Source organism: Pedobacter sp. V48, from assembly GCF_000523515.1.
Taxonomy (GTDB): domain Bacteria; phylum Bacteroidota; class Bacteroidia; order Sphingobacteriales; family Sphingobacteriaceae; genus Pedobacter.
In genome coordinates, this window is the sequence record NZ_AWRU01000013.1 from 62,264 (window position 1) to 74,477 (window position 12,214).

General features: G+C 37.4%; 8 protein-coding genes. All 8 read right to left on the bottom strand.

The annotated features are described in order from the left end of the window. Window position 1: 1 nt before the first annotated feature. Genes N824_RS12570 through N824_RS33115 form a run of 8 tightly spaced genes read right to left on the bottom strand, consistent with a single transcriptional unit; the run spans window position 2 to window position 12,212 of the window. On the bottom strand, window positions 2-2,851 hold the full coding sequence (locus tag N824_RS12570) for a hypothetical protein (RefSeq protein ID WP_048905504.1): 2,850 nt from the start codon (window positions 2,849-2,851) through the stop codon (window positions 2-4). A gap of 6 nt (window positions 2,852-2,857) precedes the next feature. Continuing rightward, window positions 2,858-5,488 (bottom strand): hypothetical protein, encoded by a 2,631-nt coding sequence (locus N824_RS12575; protein WP_048905505.1) that lies wholly within the window; start codon window positions 5,486-5,488, stop codon window positions 2,858-2,860. A 20-nt stretch (window positions 5,489-5,508) separates the two neighbouring features. Continuing rightward, the gene (locus N824_RS12580; RefSeq protein ID WP_048905506.1) at window positions 5,509-8,727 is read right to left on the bottom strand and encodes a baseplate J/gp47 family protein; all 3,219 of its coding nucleotides are present in this window, start codon (window positions 8,725-8,727) and stop codon (window positions 5,509-5,511) included. After that, window positions 8,724-9,155: a GPW/gp25 family protein gene (locus tag N824_RS12585; protein ID WP_048905507.1), complete on the bottom strand. Its 432-nt coding sequence runs from the start codon at window positions 9,153-9,155 to the stop codon at window positions 8,724-8,726. Before N824_RS12585 ends, N824_RS12580 begins: the two co-directional genes overlap by 4 nt. Before the next feature lie 37 nt (window positions 9,156-9,192). Next, window positions 9,193-9,444: a hypothetical protein gene (locus N824_RS12590; protein WP_048905508.1), complete on the bottom strand. Its 252-nt coding sequence runs from the start codon at window positions 9,442-9,444 to the stop codon at window positions 9,193-9,195. Window positions 9,445-9,446: 2 nt separating this feature from the next. Further along, window positions 9,447-11,324, bottom strand: coding sequence for a type VI secretion system tip protein VgrG (vgrG, locus tag N824_RS12595; protein WP_048905509.1), 1,878 nt, complete (start codon window positions 11,322-11,324; stop codon window positions 9,447-9,449). Next, complete coding sequence (locus N824_RS12600) at window positions 11,317-12,048, bottom strand: hypothetical protein (RefSeq protein WP_048905510.1); 732 nt, start codon at window positions 12,046-12,048, stop codon at window positions 11,317-11,319. The genes vgrG and N824_RS12600 overlap by 8 nt, the downstream gene beginning before the upstream one ends. 2 nt (window positions 12,049-12,050) lie before the next feature. Next, on the bottom strand, window positions 12,051-12,212 hold the full coding sequence (locus tag N824_RS33115) for a DUF5908 family protein (RefSeq protein WP_200869872.1): 162 nt from the start codon (window positions 12,210-12,212) through the stop codon (window positions 12,051-12,053). Between the last annotated feature and the right edge of the window lie 2 nt (window positions 12,213-12,214).

A 12,214-nucleotide genomic window follows, 5' to 3' on the forward strand; every position in this document is an offset into this window, starting at 1 on the left:
TTTAGCGATTAAATTTAAAACCTCTGGTAATAACATTTGCTTTACCTACAGTGACGGCACCTTCTTTTCTTATGGCTTCATCTTTAATTAAGCTGATGCCTCCCTGTACTTCTGCTAAGGCAGCATTTACATCTCTGGCGTTTGTTACATCACCGGTTATTGCCGTGTTTTCTAGCTTTTCGGTAATTACATTGGCATTTTTAATGTAATCTTTTTCAGCAGCAATTCTTTCCGGAGTTCCGGCCTGAAGGCGCTCCATCTTATCTTGAGCAGCTCTTAGAGCATCTAAATCTGCTGTTATTCCTAAATCTTTACCAGGAACCGTGAATTTTGTTGGTGTAAGTACTGTGGTAAATAAAGACGAATTCTCGTTTAAACGTTTATCAAATCCATCGAGTTTAATATTCAAGCCCTTAATGCTTTCCTCTACTCCTTTATTAACCCTTACATTGATCCTATCATCTAAATCTATATCCTTGATATAAGGAACAAGCTTCAGATTAAGGTCTTTGGTATAATTAGGTATAATTTCGAAAACATGATCTATTGGGAATTTCGGAATTATTGGAGTTCCCGGAGGCAATGGTAAAGGAAGTGGAGTATATATTGGCGGGTTGTTTACCACGTCCTTATCAATACTGGCATAAGGAAGCATAAAATCAGCCACTACTGTCTTATCATCGGCAGTGTAAACAATTACAAATGTTCCCCCTCGTAATACACCACCGGCATGTTCCAAGCCAGGATTTTCTTTCATAAAGTTGCCAAGCATTAACCCGGTTTTCTTTTTGATTATTGTATTTTGATAGATACTTGAAATAACATCCGTTTTTCTGAGGATGTCGGAATTGAGTATAAAATCGTGTGGAATGGCCGTATTTGAAAAGGTAAACTGCTTGGTTTGTGCTTTAACATTGCTGGCTGCTGTAATGATGTTTGATACTGCAGAACGGTACTTTACATAATCAAACCTTACATCACCAATGTCTACAGCATTGTCATAAACATTTTGCCTGGCAGTTTTAAATTCAGTTGCAGGAATTAATGTGGTAGCTGCATCTGTTACTTTTACAAGATCATCGTTAACTGAGTCGGCATCATCCATTCTATCAAAAAATGTGCTTTTTATCGATTTTTCATACATATATAAATGCGGGAAAAACCATGGCCGTGGAGGAATTGTTTCTAATTTCTTCTCGACCTGAACAGATATGATATTTATCGGCAAATTATTTTCCAGAATAATTTTGTTAAGTGAGGCTTCAACATCAGTAAGTTTAAACCCTATGTGCCCTTCTACCCTGAAAAAAGTATATTTAAGGATGTTATATTTTAAGGGTGTAATTGTAGCGCCAACATTGGAGTATTGATTTGAATTATAAGATAGAATCTGGTTCTCTTTTTTGCGGTTGTTCGCATTAAAATTCCAGTATAGATTTATAGGAAAACTTGCATTATAGCTGTAATAGAAAGGTATACTTCGTTCGCCAAGTGGTGCATCTTCAAAAAGACTTGGTATTATTTTAAGGCCTGTATCTACAGAACGGAAATCCTCAGCTTTTGGAACTTTGAAGCTGCTAATCATGCTATGTATGCGCATAAAATTGAATCGGGTTACTTCATCTGAATCATTAGCGCTGTTCAATATCGGCGATTCGTAAAAATGATGGCGATATTCCAAATCTATGTGTATTTTATTGAACCGCTTGATCAATATGCCAAAATTGAACCGGATATTATTTGGTTTTAAAATATTTGCGCGAAGCAAATTAGATATTGGTCTGGCTTCGAGTACTGGTCGTTCTCCTATAGGCGGAATTCTTAAATCTGGAAAAATTACCGGTATTGGATTTTTTAAGGTTGCATCCCTAACCAAACCAATCAATACATGTTTAGGAAATAAATCAACATCCGGTGAGGCCAGCATATCATCAGAAAATAGGCTTTCTCTAAGCTCGTTATAGGCATAACTAATGTCGCGGGCATAATCATATACATACTGACCGTAAAAGGACTCACTCAGCTTAAATTGTTCCTCCAGTAGGCTTTTCCACTTCTCTGTTGGATCGCCCCCTTCAAAATCATCTTCAACCACCAGTTTGCAAACCTGGTAAGCTTTAGTAAGCTTGGCTATAATATCGTCCTTTACAACTAAAGCATTATTAAATGATGCGTTAAGCTCTTTATAAGTATCTAGGTCGGTATTGACAACAACCCTGGGGATGTTGAGGTCGTCAAGTGAAAAATAATCTTTATTCATTGAAGGCATGCTTTGAAGCAAAGCGCCTATATTATTTTTATGGATAAGCAAAATCTTTAGCTCTTTTACGGCAATAACGCCTTTGTTGTCACAATCTGTTCCAGTACATAGATCGGGATCATTGTTGTAATCTTCCAGGTATAAGATACCTGCATAATCTTTCAATGCAGTGCCGGTTGTTGCTTCAAGCGTTGCCAGATCTTTGCCAGGTATGGAGCCTACCTGTCGGCTATCTCTTAATTCGAACATCGGTAAGGGCTGATCGCTATCATTAAGAAAATAAGGATATTTGGCGTTTAAATCTTCAAAAACATCATATTGATCAAACTCCTGGTCGTAATCGAAATACAATAGGTCGCCATCGGTAGTAATTGCGGCGCCTTTTGAAACTACAAGATGTTTGTTATCTATTACCCCTATTTCTAGCCCATAGATAATCCCGACACCAATTGCTTTGGTTCGTGTTAATTTGTTCTGTACGTCCAGATAGTTGAATAAATCATTCAACTGATCTGCCGTTAATACCTGATCATTTTCGAAAATAGTAAAGCGGGTATTGTCTTTACTAATTTGGTCGAGCACATTACCCATAATATTTTATGTTTTAAGAGTTCCCAATGCGTTTTGATTTAGCATAAAGAGCGTCCGCTCTTCACTACTACTACAATCTTCGAGTCTGGCTACCGGATAAATAGATCTTAATGCCGTTAAAATGGTTACAAACTCGTTTAATTTTGTATTTGTTGTGTCTTCTGTTTTCCCTGATTTTACATCCAGCCATTCTTTGTACGCATTTTCGAATGTGATTAATTGCTCATTGCTTACCCAGCAAATCTTTACAAAAGTGTGTGCCGGGGCTTCCATTCTAATTGTTCTTTCGGCATATTGCCTAAAAGCGATGTTGAGAAAACGCGGCGTATATGCAGGTAAAATAATACTGATCCGAAATGAATAAGGGTCTTTATCTTCACAGTCTTTACAGCCATCATCAACACAAATTGGCATAAAGCCGGCTTCATCGTCAGGGATTAATTCGGGTGCTTCTGTTGAAGGGTCATTTATTATTTTGACCTGAGGAGGCAACAGAAGCATGTGTTCTATTAAGAACATACCTTCATCGGCTCTGTTTTTAGTAACCAGTAAAACCAGTTGTTGCAGATCCAAACTTGCATCATTCATAGAGGAATAAAGCTTGGTACTGGTACCTATTACTTTATCTGCGTTTAAAACCTGATAGTAAAATGTACCGTCGCCATTATCGATTGTTTTCAAATTCTGAGCCTGGTAAATCAGACTGATCGAATCTTCAAGTGCAAAACGAGCACCTTCTTCTCCAGGAAATTTCTCAGAACCTTCCAACAGAATAGTTCCATTTTTGAAATCTGTTATCCTGTACCAGTACTCGTCGTTACCTGATCCGTTTAACCCGTGTTGAATCTCTGTATTCAGGTTAACAAGATTACGCCTATTCAGGTTGTCGAATCCAAGCAGACGCTGCAATCTTTTTTCAAGACCGCTTATATTGTTACTGTCCCATAATTGATCTTGTTCAGCATAATGATAGCTGGAGAATCGTTTTGAGCTATATTCAGGATAATTTTTTAGAAAATTGGCCTTATCCTGAACAATATCTTCAGGATTTATGACAGAAGGAATAATTACATCTTTAGGGTTTGAGGTGAATCCCGAATAAAGCACGTTTACATATTCAGAGAATGATTCGGAAAACCTGGAGAGCAAATGATCAAGAAACAAGTTACGACGCTTGTAGTAGGTAATTTTATCTTCTGCAGCACCTTGCAGTTTGGTATCTATCGTGTCATTATCTAAAAAAATATCGCCTGCGTCTTTAAAACTCCGTACAGGATTTGCGAAATAGGTATTCCCCTGTGTATCTGTTGAGAATAGATTGCCCAAATTTGAAAGTTGTGTGAAAGAATTGGCCAAATGCTGATCAAAAAAATACAGATACCCTTGCAATTGTTTTGCCTGGGCAACGCGTTCTGCAGTCGCATTTTCTGGCAAGCCCCAATGGCTTATTCCATAATTTTTAGGGAAATGGTTTTGAATAGAATAATAATTTCCTATGTCTTCAAAAGTTCCTGAATCAAATTCTATATCTTGAGTTCTTACCAGATCATTACCGGTAATATAATCGTTCATCAGCTTGTCAAATCTGTTTTTTATAATGTTCATATCAGGCCTGAGTGGAATACCATTTTTATAAATCAGTACATTTGAATCCAAAATGTTTATGATAGGTTGTTTACCTCTCTTAACCGGAATTATCCATTTGTTATTGAGTTCTTTTGTTTGATCAGTTGGGTTAAAGATGATATCAAGGATATTGCTTACTCCCGAAGCATTAAGCATTTGCTGCATGATATCTGAGAGATGGATTTCCTTTTTCAGCTCAGAAGCTAAAAGTTCTTCTTCTTTTATAAAACCATGAATTAATAATGGGCCTTCAAATATTACATCAGAAGTATAGCCACTATAGATGAGGTCCTTTAGCCAATAAAATTTTATAAGTGGGGTAAGATAGCGCTGAATATTGAAAAACAATTCTGCAAGGGTATCAAATGGATCAGCATCAGATTTTAATTCAATCTCAGTGCAAAGCCTGAACTCTTGTTTGGTAACTTCATTAATGGTTAAAAAATCTTCGCAAAGGTTTCGGTTCTTCATCAGCAATTCCCATATTTCGGATTTTATGAGTTCTTTACTGTCATTAGCAACATTGGTGTCAAATTCTATAAGTATATCATAATAACCCAGTATATCAACAGGTTCCCATTTGAGGCTTTCGGGCTGTGTAAATTGAAGTTTTTTAAGGGTAATGTCAGCAAATATACCCATGCTCCTTTTTTGTAGCCAAGCATTTTTTACCCCTTCAATATCGATAATTAACTTGCGATAATCGTTAATGGTAACAGCATTGTTTGGGAATATTTTTGAAGCTGAAAAAAAGTGTTTGAGAATATTTGCTTTTGCATCTTTAGGTGTGGCCAATAGATCCGGAATGGTGTTGTTGGTTCTATAGCTTAAGTCGGTAATAGCATAGCAAAGCAGTTCCAGTATGGTAATGCCCGGATCATGAACATTGTAATCTGTCCAGATATTGGAACCTGTTTTCTCGATAGATCCAATACCAGCTTTCCGCAGTTCTTCATAATCAAAAGCATCGCTTTGCGGTTTTTTCGACGAAATACTTAGTGCTTCACTCATGAATTAGAGATTTATTTTGGTCAGATTAATAGTTTCATTGTTCTGGAAAGTGATATGGAAGAACTTGATGAATCGCTTACAATATTATGCTGAGTATGTGATACTAAGATAGATGCAGGATTCGAGGCTTCCGCAACTTCTACGTTTCTCCCGAAGGTCCTTTTATTTGGAGAGAACTTATAGAGAGAAAAATCTGTCAGATAGTCAATATACTCCAGGTCCTCTAAAAATTTAATGACCATCGACTTGGTAATTTTACCTCCAAAATGAATATCATTTCCTGTATTGTTCATCCAGGGAGATAAAAATTCCTGTAGTTTCTGATCGATTACCTTTTGATAATAATTAAACTCATAGCCTTTTTTTAGTTTTAAACTAACAGATACTTTTACCGGTTCATAACTTGGATTTACCACCTGATAAGATGCCCAGGCGGATGAGTGTTTACTTAAAAAGGTATTGATCTCATCGAGTGTATTTTTATCAACTTTTGGTTTGAAAGGATCAATCGCATTGTGGTTGGTTAGATCAGGGACAACCACTATTAAAGTATTACCAGGTGAATAAAATGAACCTATAGTTGCATGATTGATGCATTTAACCTTATGAACAGTTGGGAAATGTTGCAGAATAAGACGTTCATAATCCCATATGGCAATAGTTCTTTCTTTGTGGCGCAAACGTTCACTTGCCCGAGTGTAATAGGCAGCGTCATTTTCTTTCACAGCACCTCCAAAGGAAGAATAGGGCTGGGTAATTTTTTTAATCGCTGAAGTTTCAATTTTTAGTTTGGTAATTGTATTGGCTGGCAGCGCTTTGGCCAAACGCAAAGGGTCATTGTTCTGATCATCAAAAATGACAATCCCCGCATTCGCCTGCACATCAATAAGATTGCAAACACCGTCAGTATCTTTTTTTATAGCTGCTTTTATCCACAGTAAATCACCGGGTAGAATAGTGTTAGATGTGGTAGCTTCTTTTGGAATTACCATTTTTATAACCCCACTGGTAAGTAAGCCATTAGTGGTGTCAAAGATAAAATCATCGTTTGTAAGCGTTTTCCAGTAATTATCACAAAGTACACACCATTCTAAGTTTATTTTGGGTTTTTCTGGATTTGCACTTCCCTCGGCCATTTGGAATAGCATACTTGCGGAATCCTCTGCATATAGATCGCTCAAGCCAATAAGTAGTTCACCTTCTGCGTTATACTGTGGCACCAGTTTTACTAAAGTATTGTTTAGGAATGAATGTTTGCTTCGGGTATAAGCATGTTCCCGAGCCTGTCCGAAAGCACCATAGTGAAAAAATTCAATCTCTTCATCAACATAATCATTTAATGAAGTTCCACTAAAATTAATTTTGGCAGTCGTTGCTGTATAATTTAAAGAAATTGATTGAATTTCCGGTGAAAATGGTTCGGCAGGGAGCTTAAGGTCTCCCCCACTAAGGCTGTATCTTAAAATCTCTGCTGTATATTTTTCCCTATAATCTTTAAACAAGAAACTATGGTCAAGTTTAAGATGTAATTGGCCTTTACGGATGTCTTTGTAAAGATTCAGAATTAATGAAAGCGCAGGTTTATATAATTGAAGTGTTTGGGCCGATTTGGCGTTTACAAAATTAGCTTTTTGCTGAATGTTGGAGAATCCTGGTAACAAGTAAGACATTTTACTGCTTACTGTTTGCAATACCGATTGACCTGGATTAATGTAATATGGAGTATAAAATTGTGGAAGTATAAAAAATGGAAATAAAACGGCGTAATCGGGGTTAGTAAATTTCCAGCTGGTTTGTAACTGAGCATTTGATGCATTGAAAAGCTTTACCGATTCGTAATTTTTTTTCCAGGAATAACCATCTTTAAATGCTGCAGATGCACTGAAAAAACTATTGTTAATATTTGAATTGCCATAATTTGCGAAATAATTTTTCAGGTTGGAATCTGGAATATTTTTCCAATCTACATCAAGGGAAAAGCTTTTAAGTCGCTTTGAGAAGGTTTCTTCATGAAGGATGTAAAAATTAGAATTCTCTTCTGATAAAGGCCCGAATGGTTTAAAAGGTTTTTTAGGATTTAATGTTCCAAAATCGTTTTCAAGTTCCATTGAAGAAATACCCTGAACATCAACCTCTATAGTTGCGTCTACAAGTTCGGCATTCATGAGATTCTGATAACCGAAATCTGTTTTTTCATTGTTTGCGATAATCTGTAATATGGGATTGGTCGTATCAAATTCTCCGCCGTGTGCAGCCCTATCGTAAACAATTACAGCAGGCTCATCTTTGCTTATATTTAAGGTAAATTCTACTCTATAATTGAGATTATCTGATGATGTTATTACTGCTGAAGTAAGTTTTGGCCCAATCCATCCCTTTTCTCCGGTAATACTCACCTTAAAAAGATTGGAGGTGAGTACGCTATTTTTTGCAGATGCATCAAGCCCTCTTAGCGTTAAGTATACTTTAATACTCCTGGTGCCTTCTTTCATTTTCAAAATGCTGCTCGAAAGGCAAAAACCAATCTGAGCCAATGGCATTGAGGAATTACCAAAACCATTCCATTTTGGATTTCCAGGGTCTAGAATTGCACCCAGCCCATCCTTGGAATTTGCTATTGGAGCATGAAATACAACATTTCGGTTAACAGGGTTAACATATAGGGATTTGAGCTGAACCACCTTCGATGGGTTTACCACAAGGTCATGATCAAGTTTATATCCAATGTCTTTCTTTGTATCGTCTTTACCTGCTAAAAGTAATGTGCCCGCGGCTAATAAAGTATTTTCAGTATTCTTTTTAAGTTCAAAAATTACGTGCGCTTTATCTGCTATTGGTAGTGCTTGGTTTAGTTTTAAAACATCGTGGTAGTAAAAGTCCAGGTGACGCTGTGTAAGGGTATTCATCAAAGCCTTTGGTTTTTCCATCAGCTCGATAAAAGTGTTCCATAAAGCGAGGTGTGGAGGCAATGATTTGTTGTTTGCCATTGCATTTATCTCTTCGATACTTAAATCGAAAAAGCTATCCCATTCGCCACTTTCTGTGAGATTTTTGTTAACCGCATCAATATCAAAAAACTTGACCTGTTTTGAAATCTCCTGTACAAACTTATAGTAATCTGCTTTTGTACGTTGATCGACAGGCGCAACCGCAGGATCTAGTAACGCCGGCATTCGCTGTTGCTGCGTTTGCCCATCGCGTTTAAGAATAACTTTATAATCTATTGCTTTAGCACTCATGCCAATTTATGATTAGCTTCATTAAGGTAAAACGGATATACAAGATTGAATCGGGTATTGGTATTGATAACTTCGTAATCAACAGAGATATCTATTCTGCCCTCGGTAATGAAATCATCAAGAAGATTTACGATTAACAACTTAATTCTTGGCTCAAACATTAGAATGGCATTTTTCACAGTTATTTTTATTGAAGTTTCTGTTGAAGTACTCATAGCTTCGAATACATAATTTTCGAGATTACAGCCATATAGAGGCTGGAGAAATCTTTCTCCAATGGTAGTCGATAATAAAATTTCCAAACTCTTATTTATATCTTCCTCATCGGAGGTCATCAAAACCCGATTGGTTTGCTTAGAGAAAGTTGGAGGGAAACTCCATCCTCTTCCAAGAAATGAAAGTTCGGATACATCTTTAAGCTTATCCATAATTTTATAATGTTTGGTACTTGTTTTATGTTAGAGGTCAAATAATTTCAACTACCGCGTTATATAGCGTGTCATCATTGAACTTAGTCTTGATTATAAAAGCCTCAGGGTGGGCTTTTAAATGATTGATTACCCCTATGGCAACCGCTACACATAGTAAGGTCATCTGTTTGTTGTCTTCTGGTGGTTTTTTTCCCATTACTTCTGGATAATGTTCATTAAAAGCAGCCTGAATTGCTTCTGCCATGCTTCCGGCAAGGTCTGAGGGTGTTCCTGGAATTAAGGCCATAATTATCCTGTTTTAACTTTTACTGATAATAGACTTGGTGTAGCTGGTGGCATTGGAGGAACGGGTGGTGCCGGACTTACAGGTAATCCCAGCGCGGTTTCACCAGGGTGCATATGTGTGGCGTATATGTTTACAATTTGGTTTAGGTAAGTAAGTAATTCATCTCCAAATACGAGTGGATGAGAAGCACCGTCAACCAGTTCTATCTGAGGGGCATCCACCACTACTTTTGTATTTCCATGTACTTTTATCAATCCTCCATTGATATCTATATTTATTTCATTACCGTTGGCATCTTTTACTGTAATAGCCGAAGGCTCAGTAATGATTTTATTTCCACTCTGATCTTCAACACTAAAGCCTTGTTTATCATCGCTAATGAATACTTTGTTTTCTCCAGGGGTTTCAATTTTAATTTCTTTGATGTCATCATCAAAAGTCAATTTCATTTTTTCGCGGGAAGTGTAACCCTTTTTATGGTTGTCATTAGAAGGTTGTATCGGTGGAACCTTATTGGAACTGTGAAGCATGCCCAAAATAACAGGCTGACGAGGGTCATCGTATAAAAAACCAAGAAGCACTTCATCGTCAAGCTCTGGTCTGAAGAACATTCCCCTTTCATTTCCCGCGTCTGTTAAGGCTATCCTTGCCCATACTCCATCATCATTCGCATCGATATAAGGCATTTTTACCCTAACACGTTGTTCTCCATCAGGGTCCTCATTATCGGTAACAATGCCAGTATGTAACCCAATTACGCCAGGTAATAATCCGCCGGCTTTTGGTGCAACAATATGGTTTTCTTCCATAAACGAATCAGGACTATGACCAAACTGAGCATGTGTTTTCCATCCGTTTGACAGGGTGTAATCGTGTCTTACACCGCTTACAAAAGCCTTTCCATTAAATCGTTGGCCTAGTCCATTCAATTCCACCACATCGCCCGGATTAATGTCCGCAATACCTTGAAATTTCACTTTCCCTCTTATTTTCGATAATCTGGATTTCAACAACTCTGCATCTGCCCAGGCTTGAGTTTCCTGTGGATTTATTGAGCCCGAATGGTTTAGCGATATTTCTGCGGGGCTGGCAACTGAAGCTAACTCTGTTGTTGTAAAGCTCCCCTGCTCTTCTAAATCAGAAGGATCGTTGGCTGTGGATTCAGCTATTTCCTGGTTGGCCATATCCCATGCTTTACCAATTACTGAAGTATATTGATTTCTGCTATCCATCTCTGCATCGAGTTCTATAATTGTTGCTCCATGTAAAAGTGAGAGAATGGCCTCACCGGTAACCGTGGGTTTTTTAATAACGATGTTTTCGTCGTTTGTCAATATGATATTGCCATTTGCTTCTGCCCTGCTTAAAATGAAGTCCCAATCAGTAGAATTGTACTGAACCATTTCTTTGTAGGTTACATCAGTAGATTCAATGTTGATATCCGTAAAACCGGCATCTTCTAAAATCTTGGTGATAATATCCGAATCAGGGAGATCGTGAAAATAGGCATTCTTACGACCGATCGTTGTTTTTATTGCTTTGTGCCTACATTCTACTGTAAGCAACGGTGCCATACCCGTTCTTATTTTTAGTGATTGTTTAATTATAATTCCCTTGAATATATTTACGGTAGTGTCTGAATCCCCGGCTTCAATTTCTATTTCATTGCCCGGACTGAATAAATCCCCATCAGTTAATGGAAATATTCCGTCAGAAGCATCTCCATCTTGAAAAACTAAGATGGCAGAAGATATCTTATTGACCACCTTGGTAACAAAAACCGATTGCTTGGCTACCGATTGAGGTAGATCTTCGCCGTTTATTTTGAGTTTGAACTCAGCAACCGACTCAACTTCAGGAATCATTCTTTCTTCAGCCATTGCCTAACGATTTTACATTCTTATCAAAAGGTGGAAAGACCAATTTCTGTCCGGGTATCAAATCCCTGAAATTTTTCAAATTGTTAACCTTTGCTATTTCCAGATAGTATTTAAAATTGCCGTAAATTTTATGAACCATTGCCGGTAATGTATCCCCCTCCTTTACAATTCGGATATGGGTAAGGTCTGCGGATTTTTTATCTTCTTCGGCTTCAATTTGCTCCTTTGCTCTTTTTTCAATGAAAGTTGCTGTAATAATTGCCCGGAGTGGCTTACCACCGTTATTAAATAATTTGTATTGGATATTTGCTGTTTTTAAGATACAATCAAATGCAAACTGATTGGCTCTGTACCAAATTAAACCTGGCCAATTTATACGGAGAAATCTAGTCCTATGCCCTTTACCATCATATCCTGTAGTTTGATAAAATTCAATAATCTTATCTTTAACATCCAAGGGAACTCCTGTGGCATTTGTGCCATCTAAAAAAAACTTTAATGTAACTTCAAATGGCGTAGTGCCAAGAAACGGCCCAGCGTTACCTGTTGCCCCACTTGCAGGATTCTGCTCTGATAGAACAGTATAATTAAGCGTAATCTCATCAGGATTAATAAATGTAGAAAATGTTTTCTCCGAGTCCCCTGCCCGATCAATTTTCTCCCATGACTCAATTTTAAGCTTATCAGCAGGCTTAAAGGGATTTAAGGCATCAAGAATTCCCATGTTCAGCGTTCATTTTTTTGTTTAAGGATTTCCATAACCTGCTCTACGCATTCTTTAATGATTTCTTCTTTTGAAGGAGTATTGCTGCCCGGAGGAGCCCCTGAAGAAGAAGCATCATCAGAAACAGATACAGAGATTTCGATTTCGTTTATTATAATCGGCATAA

Coding starts and splice junctions, on each gene's coding strand:
- N824_RS12585 (WP_048905507.1), bottom strand. CDS start 9,155: ATGGATAAGCTTAAAGATGTATCCGAACTTTCATTTCTTGGAAGAGGA.
- N824_RS12600 (WP_048905510.1), bottom strand. CDS start 12,048: ATGGGAATTCTTGATGCCTTAAATCCCTTTAAGCCTGCTGATAAGCTT.
- N824_RS12570 (WP_048905504.1), bottom strand. CDS start 2,851: ATGGGTAATGTGCTCGACCAAATTAGTAAAGACAATACCCGCTTTACT.
- N824_RS12580 (WP_048905506.1), bottom strand. CDS start 8,727: ATGAGTGCTAAAGCAATAGATTATAAAGTTATTCTTAAACGCGATGGG.
- N824_RS12575 (WP_048905505.1), bottom strand. CDS start 5,488: ATGAGTGAAGCACTAAGTATTTCGTCGAAAAAACCGCAAAGCGATGCT.
- N824_RS12590 (WP_048905508.1), bottom strand. CDS start 9,444: ATGGCCTTAATTCCAGGAACACCCTCAGACCTTGCCGGAAGCATGGCA.
- N824_RS33115 (WP_200869872.1), bottom strand. CDS start 12,212: ATGCCGATTATAATAAACGAAATCGAAATCTCTGTATCTGTTTCTGAT.
- vgrG (WP_048905509.1), bottom strand. CDS start 11,324: ATGGCTGAAGAAAGAATGATTCCTGAAGTTGAGTCGGTTGCTGAGTTC.